The organism is Pseudodesulfovibrio tunisiensis (assembly GCF_022809775.1).
Taxonomy (GTDB): Bacteria; Desulfobacterota; Desulfovibrionia; order Desulfovibrionales; family Desulfovibrionaceae; genus Pseudodesulfovibrio; species Pseudodesulfovibrio tunisiensis.
In genome coordinates, this window is the sequence record NZ_CP094380.1 from 2005586 (window position 1) to 2027769 (window position 22184).

Below are 22184 nucleotides of genomic sequence, written 5' to 3' on the forward strand. Positions count from 1 at the left end.
ATACTGCGGCGAGCATGCCGCCATCTGAAAAGGAAAAACATATCCGGCATCAAACCGTCTCAGCCGGAGCAGATTCTTATCAGGCTGTTTTCATTAATTTTCAAGAATTGATTGATCAATCAAACAACCACTGCGAAAACCGGAATATGCCTCTCCCTTGTGAATGTCCAGCCTTTGCATCGTCACAATGCAACATTTCTTCCTCACACAGTCGTGCGAAGAACGAAAAAGATACGATCCTTCGTGCAGGATCGGGCCGAAAATCAGCGCTTCGAAAAGGCGGTTTCGCTGCCCGAAAAAAAATTTCCGCGCCCCTCGACTCAACGTTATCGCGAACACGCTTTTTTATCGCCGCAAAAATCCCGGCAAACCCTTTGAGCTCTAGGCAATGCTTCATTTTCAAACAACCTGTTTTTCACATGGTATTCACGCCAAAACAGTACGCATTTGACAAATTTGTTTTCTGCATCTATTATATTTTCCTCTCAGCAACGATTTCATCAATCTGCGGTCGTCATTTTCGCTCATTCTGAATGCGAATTTCTGATTTCGTCAGTATATAATATTCTGGCCGCATAAAAACGGCGTTACATCATGTTGATTTGCCTTACTACAGACAAGACAACTGTAACAACATCTGTTGACTATTGTTGCTTTTCGTCAATGCATCGAAAAACGGCTGTTATTAGTATTTTCACTATACATACCGAAAATGCGCCCACCTCGGGGCAATCCGGACCGAGCATCCCCTGGGGGTTGCGCGAACGGGTGCCCCTGTTCTGACACCCCATCAGCGCGATAGCTGTTTTTTCGACCGCTCCCGTCCCTCCGGGCGAGAGCGGAGTCCCGTCACATTTACCGGAGTACGCATGGATAAAATCAAAGTAGAGAATCTTTACAAAATCTTTGGTCCTCAACCGGCCAAAGTCATCCCCATGCTCGAAAAGGGCATGGCAAAGGATGAGGTCAAGGAAAAGACAAGGCACGGCGTGGGCGTGAACAACGTCTCCTTTACCGTGGAGGAAGGGGAAATCGTGGTGGTCATGGGCTTGTCCGGCAGCGGAAAGTCCACGCTGGTCCGCTGCATCAACAGGCTCATCAACCCCACCCGCGGCAGCGTGTTCATCGACGGAACCGACGTCACCAAACTCGACCGGGAAGGGCTGCGCAAGCTCAGGCAGGAAAAGCTGGGCATGGTGTTTCAGAATTTCGCCCTGTTCCCGCATCGCACGGTTTGTCAGAACACGGAATACGGCCTGGAAATCCAGGGCGTCGATCCGTCCGTTCGCCGCGAAAAGGCCTACGAAGCCCTTGATCTCGTCGGACTTGCAGGCTGGGAGGAGTCCATGCCCGGACAGCTCTCCGGCGGCATGCAGCAGCGCGTGGGCCTTGCCCGGGCCCTGGCGCTCGATCCGGACATCCTGCTCATGGACGAGGCCTTCAGCGCCCTTGACCCGCTCATCCGCCGCGACATGCAGGACGAGCTCATCAATCTTCAGGAACGCATGCACAAGACCATCCTGTTCATCAGCCATGATCTGGACGAGGCGCTGAAACTCGGCGACCGCATCATCCTGATGAAGGACGGGGAAATCGTGCAGGTCGGCACGCCGGAGGACATTCTCACCTCCCCTGCCGACGACTATGTCAGCCGCTTCGTGGAGGACGTGGACATCACCAAGGTCCTGACCGCGGAATCCGTGATGAAAAAATCCGAGGCCGTAGGCTACCTCAAGACGGACGGTCCCAGAGCCGCACTGCGCAAGATGCGCAAGAACAGCATTTCCAGCCTGTTCGTACTGGACGAACACCGCAGGCTCATGGGCGTTGTCAGCGCCCAGGATTGCGCCCGGCTCGTCGAGCAGGGCAAACGCGACCTCAGGGAGGCCGTATGCACGGGCTGCAAGACCGTGCACATGGACACTCCGGCTCAGGACCTGTTCGTCATCATGCAGGACATCACCTATCCGCTCGGGGTGGTGGACGACGACAACCGATTCAAGGGCGTCATTGTCAGGGGATCACTGATCGGTGCCCTGGCCGAAAGGGGAGGCAACTAGCATGGACATACCTCGCATACCCGTCGGTGACGCCATTGAGGGTCTGATAAATTTTCTGGTGGATCACTGCTCCTTCGCCACCAAGGCGTTTGCCGCAGTGCTTGAAGCCGGACTGGACATGGTCGAAGCCACCATGCTCGCCATGCCCCCGTGGCTGTTCACGATCATCGTGGGTGTCATGGCATGGAGACTGGCCCGCAGCCGCAGGGTCGGCATCTTTTCCGTGGCCGGACTTCTGCTCATCTGGAACATGGGACTGTGGAAGGCCACGGTCAGCACCATTGCATTGGTCATCGTCGCCACTCTGGTCGCCCTGCTCATCGGCGTGCCCACCGGCATACTCGCGGCCATGAACCGCTACGCGAACCGGACCGTGATGCCCGTGCTGGACGTGATGCAGACCATGCCCGCCTTCGTCTATCTGATTCCGGCCATCCCGTTCTTCGGTCTGGGCAAGGTGGCGGCCATCTTTTCCACAGTCATTTTCGCCATGCCCCCGGCCATCCGACTGACCTGTCTGGGCATCAAGCAGGTGCCCAAGGAACTGGTGGAATGCGCCGACGCATTCGGCTCCACTCGCTGGCAGCGACTTTTCAAGCTGGAACTGCCCCTGGCCACCCCGACCATCATGGCCGGCGTGAACCAGACCATCATGCTTGCCCTGTCCATGGTCGTGATCGCGGCCATGATCGGCGCAAAGGGCCTTGGCGGCGAAGTCTGGAAAGCCATTCAGCGCCTCCAGATGGGCCATGGCTTCGAGGCGGGCATCGGCATTGTCATCGTGGCCATGATCATGGATCGCGTGCTCCAGAAAATGGGCACACCCCGAAAGCAGTAACCAAAGACGACACAAGGAGAAGAGCATGAAACGGATTCTGACCGGACTCATGGTGGCAGCACTCATCGCCACCCTTGCCGTCCCCGCGTTTGCCAAGGACAAGATCAAGATCGCCTACGTGGAATGGTCCTGCTCCACGGCCACCACGAACGTGGTCAAGGCCGTGCTTCAGGAACGCATGGGCTATGACGTGGAAATCCTGCCCGTTGCCGCCGCCGTGATGTGGCAGGCCACTGCCACCGGCGATGTCGACGGCATGGCATCCGCATGGCTGCCCAACACGCAGGCCGACTATCTGGAACGCATGAAGGACAAGGTCATCGACCTCGGCCCGAACGTGACCGGTGCTCGTCTTGGCTGGGCTGTCCCCGATTACGTGACCGTGGATTCCATTGCCGACCTGAACAGGTACGCCGACAAATTCAAGGGCCGCGTCATCGGCATCGATCCGGGTGCAGGCATCATGCGCCTGTCCGAAAAGGCCCTCGAGGACTACAAGCTTGACGACATGGAACTCATGGAAGGCTCCGGCGCGACCATGACCGCCAGCCTCGGCATGGCCATCAAGCGCAACGAATGGGTTGTTGTCACGGCCTGGTCACCGCATTGGCTGTTCGGCCGCTGGAACGTGAAATACCTTGATGACCCCAAGGGCACTCTGGGCAAGGCCGAAACCATCAATACCGTGGTGCGTCTCGGCCTCAAGGAAGATCACCCCGATGTCTATTCCTTCCTCGACAAATTCCATTGGAAGGACGTGAACCAGCTTCAGATGGTCATGGCCTGGAATCAGGAAGAAGGCGCCGATCCGTATGAAAACGCCAAAAAATTCATCCGGGAAAACAAGGAACAGGTTGATTCCTGGCTGAAATAACCCTTTCCCTTATCATCCCTTCAAGTGACGGCCCTCGGAAAATCGTTTTCCGGGGGCCGCCTGTTTTTCGCGGTTGAAAAGTTTGTACCGTCCTTCCGGCCCGCAACCGGCTCGTCAAAATTCCTGAACCGTGCACTCCATTTCCCCCACCCTCCCCGGGCTCGCCGTCGAGTAGTCAACACACTGGAACACAAGGATATAAAAATATTTAAACAGAACTTTCAGGAATTGGCACGCTCCCTGCTTAGTAAAAAGCATCCTTACCTTCTTTTGCGATGCAACGAGAAATCAGGCTTCCGGGGACACCCTCGGGAGCCTTTCTCGTTTTCGGCCTTGCGCCGCATCCGGATTGCCCGGCTGTCCATCCGGCCATTGAAAATTCCCAATGCCGAGAGATCACCGTTTTGCGCAGCCTGCTATGGACAAAGTCGCAGGGTGCCGCTACATCATGGACATGATTGACTCTCCTGCCAACTGGCCGAAATTCCGGGCATCACGACCGCGCATACTGCTGCTGACCAGCCAGTACTTTCTCATGGGCGAACTCAAGGCCGCATGCGAACGGCTGGAAGTGGAGCACATGCTTCTGGACCTCGGCACCAGGGAAATGAATCTGGATGTGTTCGTGGCCAGAATGCTGGATGTGCTCACATCCTTCCGGCCCGACTTCGTGCTGACCGTCAACCATCTGGGCGTGGACCGGGAAGGCGTGCTCACCACGCTTCTGGACCAGTTCGACGTGCCTCTGGCCTCCTGGTTCGTGGACAATCCCGACCTGATCCTCGGCATGTACACCGGACACGACCATGGCCGGACCATGCTCTTCACGTGGGACTCGGACGCCATTGCCCCGCTCCGGGAAGCCGGGTTCCGCCACGTGCGCTACCTCCTCCCCTTGCCTCGGATCCCACCCGGCTCGCGCCCGGCAAACGGACCGCGCCCCGGGAGTGGCATGCGGACATCTCCTTTGTCGGCAACTCCATGCTGGCCAAGACTGTGGCCCGACTGCGCGCCGCGGACCCGGGTCCCAGACTGGCGCAGGCAGGACCGCTCCTTGCCCGGGGATTCGGAGAATCCGGGGAGCGTTCGGTCAGCCGCTACATCCGCAGGGAATTTCCCGAGCTGCTTGCGGACTTCGAGGAACTGGACACCCGGGAACGCAAGCTCGCCTACGAAACATTCGTCACATGGCAGTCCACGCTCATGTACCGGCTGAACTGCGTGCTGCACATTCTGGATTTCAATCCCCTGATAGTGGGCGATCCGGGCTGGAACGACCTGCTCGCCGGACGCGAGGGCTGGCGCTATCACCCGGAACTCTCCTATTACGACGACCTGCCGGACTTCTATCCGGCCAGCGCCGTGAACTTCAACTGCACCAGCCGACAGATGAAGGGAGCCGTGAACCAGCGCGTGTTCGACGTGCCGTGCTGCGGCGCATTCCTGATCACGGACCACCGCGCTCAGGTCGAAAACCTGTTCGAACCGGAAAGGGAAATCGTGTTCTACAGGACCGAGGACGAAATTCCGGCGCTGGTGGACATGTACCTGAATGCGCCCGACCGCCGCGAAAGCGTGACCCGGGCCGCACGCAAACGCATTCTGGCCGAACATACCTACGACCACCGCATGGTGACGCTCATGGAAGCCATGCGGGAAACCTTTGCCTGACCGGCCCGGGGGAAACGCCGTGCTGAACAGCCGCCCCATCCTTGTTCTCCAGATGCAGCGAATGGGCGATCTCATTCTCACCTATCCGCTGCTCCTCTGGCTCGCCCGCACCCATCCGGACCGGGAGATCATGGTGGTGGCCGAGCGCATGTTCTACGAACCGCTCATGCGCCTGTCCCCGAAAGCCACCTACATACCATGGGACGGGGTCCACGTTCTCAAGGGAAAGCATTTCCATACCGTCATCAATCTCAGCATCCGGGATCAGGCCGCACGACTGGCCCACGACGTGGACGCGGAAACCGCAATCGGCCCTGTCATGAGCCCGAACAACGTGCGCCGCGTGCTCGGCAACTGGCAGCTCTACCGCACCGGACTGGTGGACAACAACCGCTACAACCGCTTTCACTGGGCCGACCTCAATGCTCTGGATTCGGTACCGCCCGAAATCATGGCGAAAACCGCATTCGATCCGCCGCGCACCCTGCCTCCGGGCCAGAACCGCATCGGACTTTTTCTCGGAGCCAGCGAACAGGCCAAACGTCCGACCCCGCAATTCTGGGCCGAACTGGTACGCGAGCTCCTGAACCGGGGATTGCGTCCCGTGCTTTTCGGCGGCCCGGCCGAAATCGAACTGGGCCGGGAAGTGGCGCTCATGGCCAACGTGCCCGTGCTCGATCTCTGCGGCAAACTCGGTCTGGACGAATTCGCCATCGTGGGCCAGACACTGTGCCTGTTCATCACCCCGGACACCGGCCCCATGCACCTTGCCGCCTGGACCGGACTCAAATGCCTGAACCTGAGCATGGGCAATGTCAGCCCGTGGGAAACCGGCCCGTACCAGCCCGGCCACTTCGTGCTCCGGCCGGACATGGAATGCGCCGAGGGATGCTGGAGCTGCACCAGAGATCGCCTGCACTGCCACGACCCGTTCGTTCCCGGGCGGATAGCGGCTCTGGCCGCACGCGCGGCCTTGGGCGCGGAGGCCGACAAACTCGGCAGAATGCGAATTCCGGGACTGCGGCTGTTCCAGTCCGCCCGCACGGATCAGGGGCTCTACCGCCTGCACCCGTGCGGGGACCAGTCCCCCACTCGCGGCGACATGACCGGAAACTTCTGGGCCGCATTTTTTCGGCATGCCTTTTCCCTTGAGAACAGGGAAAGTGTTGCCCGCGCCTGGCATGATCTGGGAACGGCCTTTCCCGATGCCGTGGAAACCATGACCGAACACCTGCCTGAACTGGGATCGATTTTCAGCCGACACCTTGCGTCGCGCAGCCCTCTGAGCGCGAATTTCCGAACCAACGCGCCCCGGGAGCTCGCTCCCTTCACCGGCTTCATTCAGATGTTTCTGCCCAATCAGGACTATGCTCCAAAGGCATGGGCGCATGCCGCAAGCCTGCTGGAAGTGCTCTCGGAACTGGCTCGCCAATCCTGATCCTCTTCCCTGTCCCGGCAAGAAAATCCCACCTCCGAAAAAACAACTCACTGATTTCAAAGCAGTTTCACTTTGGCACGTTCCTTGATTGAAAAGGGACCGAAGGAGTGAAGCATGCAGAATATTCCCGCCATAGCCGAAGACGTCGTCGAACAGTTCAAGGCAGCCAAATCGAATTCCCGGATTTCCGAAGGAAACAGCGGGGACATGTTTGCGGCCCTGTTCGAACGGCATTCCGAACTCGTGGATGAGGAATTGTCCCTTGCCCCCCTGTCCCATACCGAACGCATGGCGGAAAAGGCCCCGGCCTCGGCCTCGGCTTCCGCCGCCGCAACACGCGAAGATGAAGAGGACTCCACAGTCCTGCGCCCGGCGCATGAAGCCGTTGAGCAGGAGGACAGGGAAATGCCCGGCCGCGAGCGGAAGATGACCGAAGAGGAGTTCGACGAACTCAAGGACGATCTCAAGGAATACGGCCTGAGCGACGAGGAGATAAAGGAACTGGAAAACAGGGTGTCGGGCGAAAAGGGCATGACGTGGGGCGAATTCGTCCAGACGCTTGCTCAAAAGATGGCCGACATGCGCAAGGTTTCCCTGACCGACGATCAAGTCAGGGAACTCGATTCCTTTTTTTCCAGATTCGGCTTCAACAAGCAGGAAAGCGCCAAGCTGATCAACCAGCTGCAAAACGGCGAAACCGGCAAGGTCATGGCCGCGATGCAGGCCAAACTCGATGCCATGCCTCAGGATCAGCCCCTGTTTCTGGCAAAGGGCGAAGTCGAGGCATTCGTGGCCTCCCTGAACGCGTCCAAGGAACTGGCCGCGCGCATGAAGGAACTTCTGGGACAGCAGACCCTGCCCAAGGACATCAAGGAAGCCTTCACGGCCCTGCGCAAGGACATGGCCCGCGCCGACCGGAAGGACATGAAGCTGATCCGCTCCGTGGGCAGGGAACTGGCCAAGGCCGTTGACGAGACCACGCAGGGTTCCTCGGTAGCCAGGGATCTGGGCGAGGCCGTGGACCTCAGGCCGAGGACCGAAGGCAGCGAAGCCAAGGCCGACGCCCATCGGGACTTCAATCAGGCCGCGGACAAGCGCGAGCAGCAGGCTCCGGGCATGATGGCCCGCAGATCCGCAGAGGTCGATCCCAATCCGGCAGCCGGGAAGCAGGATTCCGAGGCCGACGAACAGAAGCAGGCATGGAAGGAATTCTTCGACAGGCTGCGGACCGACGACACAACGAAGCAGTCCGCACAGCCCCGAAGCCGCGAATCCCTGGAACAGGTGCTCAAGGGCGAACTGGCCGAAGCCAGAGCCCAGACCGATGCCAAGCTTCAGACACGGGAAAAAATTACCGCTCCCAAGCTGGCGCGTCAGGTGGAATCCGCATTCCTGAAGAATCTTTCCAACGGCACCAAGCAGCTCAATCTCCAGCTCACCCCGGAAAATCTGGGCAAGCTCAGCATCGTCCTCTCCGTGCAGAACAAGGAAGTGAACGCGGTGATCCGGACCGAGAACCACGAGGCGGCCAAGCTCATCAACGATCAGCTTGATTCCATCCGCAATACGTTGGAATCACAGGGTCTCAAGGTGGACAAGCTCGAAGTGCAGGCCGGGCTGGCCAACAATCAGGACAACAGCCAGTGGCAAGGCGAGATGCAGCACAATCTGGCCCGCGAACGGGAATCTCTGGCCTTCATGCGCAACCACCTCCGCACCATGCGCGGAGAACAGGGCGACGTGGCCCAGGATATGCAATCCATACGTGAGCAGGCAATTCATGCCGCACACGGACTGCACGTTGTAGCGTAAGGAGAAAGGTCATGGGTTACGTCGATACCGGTCACATTCTTTCGGGACAGGAAGCGCGCCTCGCGGCTTCCAACACCCCGGATCAGAAAAAGAGCATGGATCAGGAAGCCTTCCTGACCATTCTGGTGGCGCAGCTTACGCATCAGGACCCGTTGAATCCCATGGAGGACACGGAGATGACGTCCCAGCTGGCTGAATTTTCCAGTCTGGAACAGCTCACCAGCATCAACTCCTCGGTCAAGAGTCTGGGCAATTCCCTTGATCGCTCGGACATGCTCTCGGCCGTGAGCTTCATCGGCAAGTCCGTACGCGCCGAAGGCTACAAGGTCACCAAGTCCGGCGAGGACGTGAGCAAGATCTACTACGGGTTCGGCGAAGCCGTGGCCAAGATCAAGATGAACATCTACGACAAGGAAGGCGCCATCGTCCGGACCATCGACATCGGCAGCAAGCAGCCCGGCACCTACAACTTCACGTGGGACGGCAAGAACGAAAAGGGTCAGCCCCTGCCGGACGGCATCTACTCCGTGGGCATTCTGGGCGAGGACAAGGACGGCAAGCCCGTCATGGTCAAGTCCGAGGTCGAAGGCAAGGTGGATGGCGTGGTCACGGAAAACGGCGTCAACTACCTCCGTCTGGAGGATGGCCGCTTCGTGAACTTCCTGAACGTCAAGGAAGTGGTGAATGCCGGCTCCGAACACACGGGCGAAGACTCGGGAGAGGATGCCGGGGAAGATGGTTCCGACACGGAAACTTCATAGCATTTTTTGCAAGAGGGTCGAGCGGAATGCGGCCGGAGAACCGCATTCGGCTTGGAGAAGATACACAGGAGGTCTGTCATGAGTTTAGGAGCGTCACTCTATTCCGGGATAACCGGCCTTTCGGTGCATTCCGAAAGAATGACCGTCATCGGCAACAACCTCGCCAATGTGAACACCACCGGGTTCAAAGGCGCGAGAATGTATTTCGAAGACCTGATGAGCCAGGACTTCTCCACGGTCAACGGCATCGGCCAGGTCGGCCGAGGCGTACGCGTGGCAGCCATCTACTCGGACTTCGGCGCAGGCGCGTCGGAATCGTCCACCGAGGCGACCGACATGGCCATTTCCGGAGAAGGGTTCTTCACGGTCTCGCCCAAGGGTACGGAAAACAAGTACTACAGCCGGGCTGGCAACTTCCGGTTCGACAAGGACGGGTATCTGGTGGACCCGCACGGCTACGTGGTGCAGGGCTGGGAAATCGAGCAGAGTTCCGCGTCGACCGCGACTTCGTCCCAGGCGACCCTGTCCGCATCCTCCAACACCCGAATAGTGGGCGTGCCCACGGACATCCGGCTGGAAAACTTCCAGTCCCCGCCCAAGGCGACCAGCCAGATTTCCATCATTTCCAATCTGGACCCCAGCTCCTCGGACAACTCGACCTGGAGCACGGGCAGCCCCTATTTCGCGCTGCTCAACAACTGGGACGGCACCGCGGAAACCCCGCTGGCCTCGGCCAACTATGCCTACAGCAGCACCATGAAGGTGTTCGACGAGATCGGCACGGCCCACAACATGACCGTGTACTTCGATCCGGTCACCCTGAGCAATGCGGGGGGCGACACGGTATGGGAATACATCGTCACCGTGGACCCGTCCGAGGACGGACGCATCCTGTCCGACGGCTCGGGCAACCTCACCCGCATGGACACCACGTCCGCGGCCGGATTGCTCATGGCCGGCACCCTGACCTTCCGCACCGGCCAGCTCGTGAGCATGAGTTCCTTCACCCTGAAATCCAATGGCGGCGGCAATCCCGGCGGCGGAGCAAAGGATCTGGGAAGCTGGTCTCTGGCCGACTTCTCGACCCAGGGATACCCCCTGCTCGCTCCCAACTTTCTGGCAAAATCCAATGCCAGCCTTGCCGATGCGGAAAACGCCATGCCCATTGAAATGAACTTCGGCATCCGCAACAGGGACCTGTCCAGCAACGGTTCCGGTCCCCTGACCCGAGGCTGGTCCTCGTCGCTGGGCACACTGCCCACGCGGGCCAACGCCACCCAGTTGACCTACATCGACAACACGGGCTGGCTCCCGGGCTTCAAGGACCCATCCCTGAGCGCGCTGGCCACCCAGAGCTTCGACACGGGCGGTTCCTCGACCCTGTTCCAGAGCCAGGACGGCTATTCCGCAGGCATCCTGCAGAACATCTCCGTCTCCCGGGAGGGCGTGCTCACCGGCCACTACTCCAACGGACAGGTGCTGGAACTCTATGCCGTGACACTGGCCACCTTCACCAACGAGCACGGATTGCGGCGCGAAGGCGGCAACCTGTTCTCGGAAACCCGGCAGTCCGGCCCGGCCCTGACAGGTCAGGCTGGCACGGCGGGCAAGGGCACGGTGGACGGCAACGCACTGGAAATGTCCAACGTGGACATGGCCAACGAATTCGTGCGCATGATCACGACCCAACGCGGATTCCAGGCAAACACCAAGGTCATCACGACCACGGATTCCATGCTCGGCGAAGTCATCTCCATGAAGCGCTAACAACGGACCCAAAGACCTGTAGATAGACCCCTTCTCCAAGCCGCCCCGCCGTGCGGGGCACGATCCCGAAGCGGCCCTTTGCAAGACCCGGCAAAGGGCCGCTTTTTTCTGTACGAAACACCATTTTTCCCTTCCCGGGCGACATGCGGTCCGGCTGCGGCAGCGAGTCTTGCCGGGCCGCCCGTTTTCCAGCGCCTTCCCTCGTCGGGCAAGTGGGAATTTTTTTCTCTCCCCATGGGCCAAACCATTGACGTCAGATGGTTTTCCCATGGGGTAACCACTGGCAAAAAAGTCCTGTCTAGACTTTATTTAAACACTTAACAATTTGTTTTGGTTGGATAAAAACACTTTGGCACGCAAGATGCTGAGACAACGACAAATGGATTTGAAGATCGAACAAGGAGGGTTCTGATGTCTTTAGTCATTAACCACAACCTCATGGCGATGAACGCATCGCGAAACCTGACCGATCACTACGGTCAGCTGAGCAAATCCACCCGGCGACTGTCATCGGGACTGCGCGTGGGCGTGGCTGCGGACGATGCCGCAGGCTTGGCCATTCGCGAATTGATGCGTTCGGAAATTTCCTCGCTGCATCAGGGCATTCGCAACGCATCCGATGCGATTTCCCTGATCCAGACCGCGGACGGCGCGCTGCAGGTCATCGATGAAAAGCTCATTCGCATGAAGGAGCTGGCCATGCAGGCGTCCACCGGCACCTACAACTCGGACCAGCGGCTGATCATCGACTCCGAGTATCAGGCCATGGCCTCGGAAATCAGCCGAATTGCCAATGCCACGGACTTCAACGGCATCTATCTGCTGAACGGCAACCTGTCCGGACAGGCGGCTGCGCACAACGGACGCGGCATCTACTCCACAGGCCCGCTCAAGGTCCACTTCGGCACCAGCAACGATTCGTCCGAGGACTACTACTACATCGCGGTGCAGGGTGCCACGGCTTCCTCTCTGGGACTGGGCATGGCGGCTGCGATCAAGACGGGCGGAAGCTCCGAGCTCCAGAACGCGGGCAAGTCCATCTCCACTCAGGCCATGGCCCAGACCGCCATGGACGCGATCAACGATGCGATCATTTCCAAGGACAAGATTCGCGCAAACCTCGGCGCCATGCAGAACCGGCTGGAAAACACCATCACCAACCTGGAAATCCAGGCCGAGAACCTGCAGGCCGCGGAATCCCGCATCTCGGATGTGGACGTTGCCACGGAAATGACCGAGTTCGTCCGCAACCAGATTCTTACCCAGTCCGCTGTGGCAATGCTTGCGCAGGCCAATTCCCTGCCCAGAATGGCCATGCAGCTCATCGGCGGCTAAGCCCGAATCCGATAGGACTGAAGACAGCCAGGAACCGGACCGGCGAACCACTCGCCGGATTCCGGTTTCCGGCTGTTTTTCCTTTCCTTCCCCTTTTTGGCAGGACATGTCCCCTGCCCTTGTGCCGCCCGGAATTCTTCCGTCTTGCCACCCCCGGGACCCAAGGCAAAAGCCCCCGAGAGCCGAATGCTCCCGGGGGCTTTTGCCTTGATGGAAAACAATGTTCTCTACGGCTTTTCAGCCCAGAGAATGAATACGGGATTCTGCGCCTTGAACCGCAGGTCTCCGGCCAGCGAATCCGTGGCCGAGGCCTGAAGCTGGGTCACGCCGAAATGCCAGCCCAGCGCCTGAAAATGGGATTTTGCGGTCTGGAGGCTGTCCAGCAGGATGCAGTGGATCACGATGCGTCCGCGCGAGGCAAGCCGGTCGCAGGCCACCTGCAGTAGTGTGGTGTCCGTGTTGGCCGGACCGCCAAGGCCGCCCCCGATGAAGATGCGGTCCGGCGCGGGCAACGGGTCCAGACAGCCGGGCATGTCGCCGTGCACCGTGTCCACGAGCCATGCGCCGGTGCGCCGGATGTTCTCCCGGATCATGGCGGCACGGGTCTTGTTGCGTTCCACGGCGAAAACACGACCGGACCGGGCCAAATGCGATGCCTCGATGGCCACGGAGCCACAGCCTGCGCCAAGATCCCAGACCGTGGAACCGGGCATGACCTGCAAATGGCCGAGCCCGGAGGAGCGCACCGGCAGCTTGGTGATCAGCCCCTTCTGATGCATGTAGTAATGATCCGGGATGCCGAGCGTAAGTTCGATCTCCGGGGGATACTGGCGTTCCAGCACCACCAGATTCAGGGGCGCGAATTCCATGCCCCATGTCTCGGGCAGAGGAATCTGGCGGATGGTTTCCTCCGGAGTTCCCAGATTTTCGAGCACGGTCATGGAAAAGCAGTCGGCCCCGCGTTCCAGCAGGGCGCGGGCGATTTCATCCGGGGTATTGGTCGCGTCCGTGAACACCGCGATCAGATCGGCGCGCACCAGCGCCGCATACAGCGGGGCATAGTCAGCGCGGCCATGCAGGGACACGAAATCCATTTCCTGCCATGGAAGGCCGAGCCGGGCCGCAGCGGTCTGCACCGTGGAAATGTTGGGCACGACCTGAATGTGCTCGCGGCCGAGATCATCCCCGAGTCGCTTGCCGATGCCGAAGAAAAGCGGATCTCCGTCCGCCAGCACGACCACGCGCCTTCCGGCCGAGGCGTCCTTGCGGATGCGCTCCACGATCGGACCGAGCGGTCCGGCAATGGGCACCCGTTCCGCCCACGGCGGCGCGTCCGGCACCGCGTCCAGCAATCGCTGACCGCCGACCAGAAGCTGGGCCGAGCCGATGATGTCGCCGGTCCTGCGTGGCAGGTTCAACGTGCCGGGAGCGAGTCCGATTATGCGCACAGGTTCCTTGATGGGCATGGCCTTGTGTACACTGAACCGCTTCAGGAGGGAAGAGCCTGTTTTTCCGGCGGCTTCCTCATCCGCGGGCACGAGGTGCAGATGATGTGCGTCATGACGGTCAACGGTATCCTCGCGGTGTTCCGCGGATTTCGTGCGAAGCGCTTTCTTGAGGTCCATGTGGAATTCCCCGGGAAACGGTCGGCCTGAAGCCGGATCAGTTGTCCTGCAAATGATTCAGGGCAATGCGGGCCGCAGTCTGCTCGGCGCGCTTGACGCTGGTTCCGGTCCCCCGGAACACCTCGCCGGTAGGCAGGGTCACGTCCACCTCGAATGTCTTTTCATGCTCGGGCCCGCTGGTCTCGGCCAGCACGTAGACGGGACGATCCCTGAAACGATGCTGGGCCACTTCCTGAAGACGGCTCTTGAAGTCCTTGACCTCGGGCAGAAACACGTCCTCGGGCCAGAGCGACGCAAAGATGCCCAGAATGAGCTTGCGCACGGTTTCGAAGTCGCTGTCCAGAAAAATCGCGCCGAGAAGGGCCTCGAATCCGTCTGCCAGCAGGGAATCCCGATCCCGGCCGCCCTGCATCTCCTCACCCTTGCCCAGAAGAAGGTACCTGTCCAGCCCAATGCCCCGAGCAAGGTCGGCCAGGCTCTTTTCCTTGACGAGCTGGGACCGGATGCGCGTGAGCTGGCCTTCGGGCGCATGGGGGTAGCGTTTGTAGGCTTCAGCGGATATACTCAGTTCCAGAACGGCGTCGCCCAGAAACTCCAGGCGTTCGTTATCGCCGTCCGCGTCGTCTTGCTCGTTGGCGTACGAACTGTGCGTCAGCGCCATCCTGAGGTGCTTGACTTGCAAAAAAGTATAGTTAATACAGGCCTCAAGGTCGGTGGTATCCATAACAACTCCGGAATATATGTACTCAGACCCTCGCCTCCGGGCCCTTTTTGATCCCGTCTCCGTGGCCGTAGTCGGCGCATCGCGCCGAAAGCGGAAGCTCGGGCATGTGATCACAGCCAATCTGCTCCGCTCAGGATACAAGGGGAAAATATACCCCGTCAATCCCGAGGGCGGGGAAATCCTTGACCTCCAGGCATATCCTTCCATCAGTGACCTGCCCGCCTCTCCGGATCTGGGTATCATCGTGCTGCCGCGCGACAAGGTTCTGGGCGCCATGCGCGAACTTGCGGACATGCGGACCGGCGCGGCCATCATCATTTCCGCGGGATTCCGGGAAACCGGACGCGACGGCTACGAACTGGAACAGGAAATCGCGGAATTCGCCCAGCGCCGGAACATGGTGCTGCTTGGCCCGAATTCGCTGGGCATGATCAATGCCCGGGTCGGCCTCAATGCCACCATTGCCCAGGCCAAACCCAGGGACGGCTCCATTGCCTTCTTCTCCCAGTCCGGAGCTCTGTGCGCCGCCATACTGGACTGGGCCGACGGCGAGGACATCGGCTTTTCCAAATTCTTCAGCCTGGGCAACAAGGCCGGACTTTCCGAGGCCAACGTGCTGGACGCCCTGACCGATGACCCGGATACCAAGGTGGTCATCGGCTATCTGGAATCCGTGGACAATGGACAGGAGTTCCTGAACAAGGCGCGGATGCTTTCCGACAAGAAACCGGTCATCATGATCAAGGCAGGCACCACGCAGGCCGGAGCCCGGGCCACGTCCAGCCACACCGGCTCTCTGGCCGGTTCCTTTCAGGCCTGCCGGGCCGCGTTTCGCCAGTCCGGAGTCATTCAGGTGGACGATCTGGAATCCCTGTTCAATCTGGCCAGAGCCTTTGCCGCCCAACCGCTTCCTCAGGGTCCGAATCTCGCGGTGGTCACGAATTCCGGCGGCCCCGGCATTCTGGCAGCGGACGCCTGCGAGGAAAGCGGGCTGCATCTGATGCGGCCATCCCCGGAAACGCTGGAAGAACTCAAGCAGGTCCTGCCCCCCTTCGCAGCCATATACAATCCCATCGACATTCTCGGGGACGCCCCCGCAGAACGCTACCGGGCAACACTGGAGGCCGTGGCGCGCGATGAAGGCGTGAATGCGGTGCTGGTTCTGCTCACACCAACGGCGTCTGCGGAAATCGAAGCGACCGCACAGGCGATCATCGACGTGTCGAAGGAAAGCGACAAGCCGTTTTTCGCGTGTTTCATGGGCGAGGAGCGCATTGCCCCGGGCCGGGACATGCTGCTCAAGGCGGGCATTCCCAGCTATGGCTACCCCGAAGCCGCGATCCGGGCCATACAGGCCATGCACGCCCATTTCCGCTGGCTGCACCGCCCGATTCCCGTGGAGGTCTGCTTCCGGCGCGACATGGGCAAGGCCGGACAGATCATCCGGAACGCCCTGCGCATCGGAGCCACGGAACTCAGTCTGGCGCAGAGTCTGGAAGTGGCTCAGGCCTATGAACTGCCCGTGCCCGAAACCCGGCTGGTGCGCACCAGCGATCAGGCCGTGCGGGCAGCCAGGAAGATCGGGTATCCCGTGGCCCTGAAGATCGCGTCCCCGAACCTGTCGCACAGGAGCGAAGTGAACGGGGTCGCCCTGAACATCGAGACCCCGCAGGACCTGCGCAAGGCGTGGGCCTCCATCACCATGCGCGCCCAGTGCCGCAGGCCGGACGCCTACATTTCCGGTTGTCTGCTTCAGGCCATGGGGCCAATCAAGGCCCGGGAAGTGATAATTGGTTTCCGTCAGGACCCGCAGTTCGGGCCGCTCATGCATTTTTCGCTGGCCAGCCCTTCCGCGGAGATTCTGGGGGATGTGGCCTACCGCCTGGCCCCGCTCACCCTGCAGGAGGCACAAGGCATCATGCGCGAAATCAAATCGTATCCCCTGCTTCGCGGCGTACGCGGCGAAGCCCCGGCCAATGTGGGAGCCGTGGAGGACATCATCCTGAGCATGTCCCAGATGGCAGTGGATTTCCCGGAAATCCGCGAGGCCGAGCTCAATCCCGTGCTTGTCGATGAAAAGGACGCGCTGGTCACGGACCTGCGCTTGACCATCGGCTGAAATTCTTAGAAGGTGCAATAAATAGGAGGAATCCCCATGCCAGGTCTCTACATAGGCTCCACAACAGGCTACTCGGGCAAGAACATGATCGTCATGGGCCTGGGTCTGAAATTCCAGAAGGAAGGCTACAACGTGGGGTACATGAAGCCCGTGGGAGCCATGCCCAGGGAAAAGGACGGCAAGCTCGGCGACGAGGACGCCTTTTTCGTTCAGGACGTGCTCGGCGTGGAGGAGGACCCGGAAAAGGTCACCCCGGTCGTCGTGACGCAGGATTTCAAGATCAAGGCGTTCAACGGCAGGATCGAAGGCCTGCTGGACAGCATCGTGGACGGCTACAAGGCCGTTTCGCAGGACAAGGACGTGACTCTTGTAGCCGGGTCCGGGTCCATGTATTCCGGCAAGTACTGCGACACCGACGCCATCACCGTCATCAAGAAGCTCGGCATCAAGGCCGTGGTCATCGACCGGTTCCAGAAGGAGCTGAAGTACGACTACCTCATGGTCATGAAGGAAATCCTCGGCGACCAGATGATCGGCGTGATCCTCAACGACGTGCCGCCGTCCTTCATGGACGAGGTCAACCAGCTTCTGGGTCCCTGTCTGGAAAGCCGGGGCGTGAAGGTGCTGGGCGTGATCCCGCGCGACCCGCTCATGGGCGCCATCAAGGTGGGCGATCTGGCCGATCGTCTGGGCGGCAAGATCATTTCCGCGCACAACAAGAGCGAGCGCGTGGTGGAAAGCTTTCTCATCGGCACCATGCAGGTGGAAAACTTCATGACCCACTTCCGCAAGAAGAAGAACTCCGCCATCATCGTGGGCGGCGACCGCTCGGATGTGCAGCTCGTGGCTCTGGAAGGGGACTGCCCCTGTCTGGTGCTCACGGGAAATCTCTATCCCAACGACATCATCCTGACCCGGTCCGAAGTGCTGGAAACCCCGATCATCATGGTCCGGGAGGACACCTTCACCGTTGCCAAGAAGATGGACTCCATCCTGTCCCGCCACAAGCTGCGCGACGCCATCAAGATCAAGCAGGGCGCGGAGCTGGTTGCCGGCAACATCGACTTCCAGTACCTGAAGAAGGCGCTGGACCTGAAATAGGCCCGGACGGCACGACAAGCAAAACGGCCGCTCCTTCCTCGGGAAGGGGCGGCCGTTTCCCTTGTACACGCCTGCCGTCCTGCCGCGCCATCGACCGTCCTTTCCGTTGGCAGACGGTCCGGCATGTATTAGGTTGGCAGGCATGAAACGAGCACTCTGGTCCTGGGCCCTGTACGACTGGGCCAACAGCGGATTTGCCACTCTGGTACAGACATTTGTTTTCGCGGCCTATTTCACCCGCGCCATAGCCGTCGATCCGACCGTGGGCACCGCGCAATGGGGCAACGCCATGGGCATTGCCGGACTGGTCATCGGTCTGGGCGGACCGCTTCTCGGCGCAATCGCGGATCGCAGCGGCATGCGCAAGCCATGGATCGGGGTATTCACCCTGCTCTGCGCCGGAGCCACCGGCCTGCTGTGGTTCATGGAGCCCAGCCCGCTCTTTGTCTGGCCCGCGCTGGCTCTGGCCTGCATCGGCACCATCGGCGCGGAATGCGCCATGATCTTCTACAACGCCATGCTCCCGGATATGGCCTCGCCGGACCGGATCGGGCGCTGGTCCGGCTGGGGCTGGGGGCTCGGATACGCGGGCGGCCTGACCCTGCTGGTGCTGGCCCTGTACGGATTCGTGGAACAGGGGGCATGGTTCGACCTGCCCCGGGAAAACGCATTGCACGTGCGCGCGGTCATGCCACTCACCGCAGCATGGTACCTGCTGTTCTCCCTGCCCCTGTTCCTGTGGACTCCGGATGCGCGCCCCACGGGCATCCCCATGGGCATGGCCGTGCGACAGGCCATGGGCCGACTGCGCAAATCCGTCCGCGACATCCGCGAATACAGGGATATCGCTGTCTTCCTGCTCGCAAGGATGCTGTACAACGACGGTCTGACCACCATGTTCGCCTTTGGCGGCATCTATGCGGCAGGCACGTTCGGCATGGGGCCCGGGGAGGTCATCCTGTTCGGCATCGGCCTGAACGTGACGGCCGGACTGGGCGCGGCAGCATTTGCCTGGCTGGACGACTGGATCGGTCCCCGCCGCACCATCGTCGTGTCCCTGCTGGGGCTCATTGTTCCGGGCGCAGCCATCCTGCTCGTGCAGGACAGAACCCTGTTCTGGATCTTCGGCCTGAGTCTGGGCCTGTTCGTGGGCCCGGTGCAGGCGTCCAGCCGATCCTATCTCGCCCGCACCGCTCCGGCGGAAATCCGCAATGAAATGTTCGGGCTCTTCGCCCTGTCCGGCAAGCTGACCTCGTTCTTCGGCCCCATGCTGGTCGGTTGGCTGACCCTGTTCTCGGGCAGTCAGCGCGTGGGCATGAGCGCGGTCATTGCCCTGTTCTGTCTGGGCCTGCTGGGCATGGCGTTCGTGCCACCCGCAATCAAGGACAAGGAGGAAACATCATGAGCACGTTCGAGTTTTCCGTAAGTCCCGAGGAACAGCACTATCTCAGGGAGCTGGTGCAACAGTCCATCCTCACCCGTCTGGAAAATCGGGAAGATTCCATCCCGGAACCGCCCACGGACAGGATGCGCGAATCCCTGGGCGCGTTCGTGACCCTCAAGAAACAGGGCCATCTCCGCGGATGCATCGGCAACGTGCAGGGCAGCGGTCCCCTGTTCCGCACGGTCTGGAACATGGCCCGGGCCGCCGCATTCGAGGACCCGCGCTTTCCTCCGCTCTCCCGCGCGGAATTCGACGAGCTGTCTCTGGAAATCTCCATTCTCAGCCCGATCAGCGAATGCCCGGACGTGAACCGGATCGAGGTGGGCCGCCACGGGCTGATCATGTCCGACGGCATGCGCTCCGGCCTGCTCCTGCCCCAGGTGCCCGTGGAATGGCAGTGGGACCGGGAAACCTTCCTGACCCAGACCTGCAACAAGGCGGGATTGCCTCCGGATGCCTGGAAAAAACCGTCCACCACCATACTGTGGTTCGAAGCCGTGGTGCTCTGATCAATATGCCGAAGCGTTTATATTCCCCACTTTCGGGAGTTTTCTCTATCGACACCCGAAACAATGATCCATATAATAATAGTTGTCAGTTGGAATAATCACGCTCGCATAACGATCTCAACAACCTGACCGAGGGTCGAAAATGGTGGAAGTCGCGGACTCGTCCCCTGAAAACGGGAACGGAAACAAAACCAGAATCACGAAAATCCCCGGAATCAAGCTGGAAGTATCCCCGGGCCGTGACGTGATCGTGCACGTGCCGGGAACGGACCAGAACTACCGGGGAACCATCGTGGGCAACGACCCGTACGAATTCGCCATAGCCAAGGTGCGAATTCCCTCGAAGGTTCGCAAGCAGCTCTCCTTTGGCAGCGCCGTGGTTCTGCGCTACATCCACAAGGGTACGGTGTACGGCTTCCGCACCGCCATGCTCAATTTCATCACGTCCCCGACCCCGCTGCTCTTCTTCTCCTACCCGGACGTGATCGAAAAGATCGACCTCCGGCAATCCTCGCGCGTGCGCTGCAATATCGACGCAACCCTGCACGCCGTGGACGGCGATGTGGAATGCATCGTGATCAACGTCAGCGAAACCGGTTGCAAGATAGCCACGCGGGACGACCGACGCGGCCCGCTCAGGGACATGGAACCGGACAGCAAGTACATCGTCAGCATGAATCTGGGTGACATGGGCAAGCTCAAGCTGCCCATTGCGGTCAAGAACATCAAGAGCCGCAAGGGAATCCTGAATCTGGGGACCATGTTTCTGGACAGCAAGCCGGAGGAGATGGACCAGATCAACAGATATCTGGAGAAAATCCAGCGCCTCACGGCGTAACCGCCCGGAGCGGGCATGATAAAGAAGGTACCTGTCAGCGAACTTCGACCGGGAATGGAAGTGGTGAAACTGCACTCCGACGTGTGGGAGCACCTGCCGTACCTGTATACCACGCCCGGCCCGATCCGGGACCGTGACGAAGTGGTGCGCATCGAGGGACAGGGCTACCGACATGCCTTCATCCATGTCCCGGACAATGAAACGCCTCGGGCCGAACGACTGGAAACCGTGATTTCCGACCCTGGCTACGAACCTCCCGAAAAGCAGCGCTCCCCGTTCGATCAGGAAATCCAGATAACCCAGATGGCTTACGAAAATGCCATGGTTCATGCCCGGCGCATTGTCAGCGACGTGAAGATGGGGCGGCAGATCGACTACGAAGCCACTTCCGGCGTGGTTCGGGGAATCATTGAAAGTGCGGTTCGCAATCCGGATACCCTCATCTGCATCTCCAAGCTTTCCCGCTATGACGAGTACACCTATTCCCATTCCATCAACGTGGCGGCCATCGCCGTGGTCTTCGGCGAGTATCTGGGCATGGGCCGGGACGAACTCCGCGAACTCGGCACTGCGGGAATGCTGCACGACATCGGCAAGACGGCCATTGCCGAAGACATCATCAACAAGCGCGGCCGATTGTCGGAAAAGGAATTTTCCGAAATCAGAAAGCATCCGGTCTTCGGCCACGACATCCTGCGCCGACAGCCCGCAATACCCGACATCGTGCTCGACGCGGTCCGCCAGCATCACGAGAAATTCAACGGTGCCGGCTACCCGGGCAAGCTGATGCAGAACGCGATCTCCCCCTATGCGCGGATTCTTTCCCTTGCCGACGTGTACGACGCCCTGACCAGCGACCGTTCCTACAAGGACGCGATCCTGCCGAACAAGGCGCTCGCCATCATGTACGGCATGCGCGGTCAGGATTTCGATACCACGGAAGTGCAGCTTTTCATCAAGTGTCTCGGCATATTTCCCGCGGGCAGTCTGGTCCGGCTGAACACCGGGAAGTACGGGGTTGTCTGCGAATCCAACCCCAAACGACCCCTGCTGCCGAAGATCAAGATCATTCTCGACGAAGACCTGCGGCCCATTCCCGCCGAACTCGTGGACCTCGCGGCCCGGCAGACCCTGCACCGGGACAGACTCGAAATTCTGGAATGCGCGGACCCCGGACAGTACAGGATCAACCTCAAGCCGTTCCTGTTCGGATCGTGACGGAGCCCGCCATGCCCTTTCCCATCTCTCACGCCAATTCATTCTCACAG

At 60.1% G+C, this 22184-nt stretch carries 19 protein-coding genes; 16 read left to right on the plus strand and 3 right to left on the minus strand.

The features are described 5' to 3' along the window. The first annotated feature begins 14 nt into the window (after positions 1-14). The 4 genes from MPN23_RS09865 to MPN23_RS09880 all read left to right on the plus strand — a co-directional run bounded on the left by MPN23_RS09865 (position 15) and on the right by MPN23_RS09880 (position 3772). Complete coding sequence (locus MPN23_RS09865; RefSeq protein ID WP_243544041.1) at positions 15-533, plus strand: hypothetical protein; 519 nt, start codon at positions 15-17, stop codon at positions 531-533. A 336-nt stretch (positions 534-869) separates the two neighbouring features. After that, on the plus strand, positions 870-2060 hold the full coding sequence (locus MPN23_RS09870) for a quaternary amine ABC transporter ATP-binding protein (RefSeq protein WP_243544042.1): 1191 nt from the start codon (positions 870-872) through the stop codon (positions 2058-2060). Position 2061: 1 nt separating this feature from the next. After that, positions 2062-2898: an ABC transporter permease gene (locus MPN23_RS09875; protein ID WP_243544043.1), complete on the plus strand. Its 837-nt coding sequence runs from the start codon at positions 2062-2064 to the stop codon at positions 2896-2898. Positions 2899-2923: 25 nt separating this feature from the next. Next, positions 2924-3772, plus strand: a complete 849-nt coding sequence (locus MPN23_RS09880) for a glycine betaine ABC transporter substrate-binding protein (protein ID WP_243544044.1) — start codon at positions 2924-2926, stop codon at positions 3770-3772. 441 nt (positions 3773-4213) lie between these two features. Here the strand turns inward: MPN23_RS09880 and MPN23_RS09885 are convergent, their stop codons facing one another. Then, positions 4214-4618, minus strand: coding sequence for a hypothetical protein (locus MPN23_RS09885; RefSeq protein WP_243547425.1), 405 nt, complete (start codon positions 4616-4618; stop codon positions 4214-4216). Positions 4619-4753: 135 nt separating this feature from the next. Between MPN23_RS09885 and MPN23_RS17215 the strand changes: the two genes are divergently transcribed. The 6 genes from MPN23_RS17215 to MPN23_RS09920 all read left to right on the plus strand — a co-directional run bounded on the left by MPN23_RS17215 (position 4754) and on the right by MPN23_RS09920 (position 12556). Then, positions 4754-5443, plus strand: a complete 690-nt coding sequence (locus tag MPN23_RS17215) for a glycosyltransferase family protein (protein ID WP_481374253.1) — start codon at positions 4754-4756, stop codon at positions 5441-5443. Positions 5444-5462: 19 nt separating this feature from the next. Next, positions 5463-6881: a glycosyltransferase family 9 protein gene (locus MPN23_RS09900; RefSeq protein WP_341540069.1), complete on the plus strand. Its 1419-nt coding sequence runs from the start codon at positions 5463-5465 to the stop codon at positions 6879-6881. Positions 6882-6995: 114 nt separating this feature from the next. After that, a complete protein-coding gene (locus MPN23_RS09905) occupies positions 6996-8693 on the plus strand; it encodes a flagellar hook-length control protein FliK (RefSeq protein ID WP_243544045.1) in 1698 nt (565 codons plus the stop codon). Positions 8694-8704: 11 nt separating this feature from the next. Further along, entirely contained in the window at positions 8705-9454 is a 750-nt protein-coding gene (locus MPN23_RS09910; protein ID WP_243544046.1) for a flagellar hook assembly protein FlgD, read from the plus strand. 78 nt (positions 9455-9532) lie between these two features. Then, positions 9533-11221, plus strand: a complete 1689-nt coding sequence (locus tag MPN23_RS09915; RefSeq protein ID WP_243544047.1) for a flagellar hook protein FlgE — start codon at positions 9533-9535, stop codon at positions 11219-11221. Positions 11222-11632: 411 nt separating this feature from the next. After that, complete coding sequence (locus tag MPN23_RS09920) at positions 11633-12556, plus strand: flagellin N-terminal helical domain-containing protein (protein WP_243544048.1); 924 nt, start codon at positions 11633-11635, stop codon at positions 12554-12556. A 227-nt stretch (positions 12557-12783) separates the two neighbouring features. On the opposite strand, the gene cbiE is transcribed toward MPN23_RS09920, so the two are convergent. Together cbiE and rnc are read right to left on the minus strand one after the other, a co-directional pair. Continuing rightward, positions 12784-14181: a precorrin-6y C5,15-methyltransferase (decarboxylating) subunit CbiE gene (cbiE, locus tag MPN23_RS09925; protein WP_243544049.1), complete on the minus strand. Its 1398-nt coding sequence runs from the start codon at positions 14179-14181 to the stop codon at positions 12784-12786. A 37-nt stretch (positions 14182-14218) separates the two neighbouring features. Continuing rightward, positions 14219-14905, minus strand: a complete 687-nt coding sequence (gene rnc, locus MPN23_RS09930) for a ribonuclease III (RefSeq protein WP_243544050.1) — start codon at positions 14903-14905, stop codon at positions 14219-14221. A gap of 16 nt (positions 14906-14921) precedes the next feature. Here rnc and MPN23_RS09935 point away from each other — a divergent pair, with 16 nt between their 5' ends. From MPN23_RS09935 to MPN23_RS09960, 6 genes are all read left to right on the plus strand, one after another. Continuing rightward, positions 14922-17024 carry an acetate--CoA ligase family protein gene (locus tag MPN23_RS09935; protein ID WP_243544051.1) on the plus strand — a complete coding sequence of 701 codons (2103 nt, stop codon included), beginning with the start codon at positions 14922-14924 and terminating at the stop codon, positions 17022-17024. 36 nt (positions 17025-17060) lie between these two features. Continuing rightward, positions 17061-18125 (plus strand): phosphotransacetylase family protein, encoded by a 1065-nt coding sequence (locus tag MPN23_RS09940; RefSeq protein WP_243544052.1) that lies wholly within the window; start codon positions 17061-17063, stop codon positions 18123-18125. A 142-nt stretch (positions 18126-18267) separates the two neighbouring features. Next, entirely contained in the window at positions 18268-19530 is a 1263-nt protein-coding gene (locus tag MPN23_RS09945; RefSeq protein ID WP_243544053.1) for an MFS transporter, read from the plus strand. After that, positions 19527-20078, plus strand: a complete 552-nt coding sequence (gene amrA / locus MPN23_RS09950; RefSeq protein WP_243544054.1) for an AmmeMemoRadiSam system protein A — start codon at positions 19527-19529, stop codon at positions 20076-20078. Before MPN23_RS09945 ends, amrA begins: the two co-directional genes overlap by 4 nt. 142 nt (positions 20079-20220) lie before the next feature. Next, a complete protein-coding gene (locus tag MPN23_RS09955) occupies positions 20221-20916 on the plus strand; it encodes a flagellar brake protein (RefSeq protein WP_243544055.1) in 696 nt (231 codons plus the stop codon). 15 nt (positions 20917-20931) lie between these two features. Further along, positions 20932-22134 (plus strand): HD-GYP domain-containing protein, encoded by a 1203-nt coding sequence (locus MPN23_RS09960; protein WP_243544056.1) that lies wholly within the window; start codon positions 20932-20934, stop codon positions 22132-22134. Positions 22135-22184: the final 50 nt, after the last annotated feature.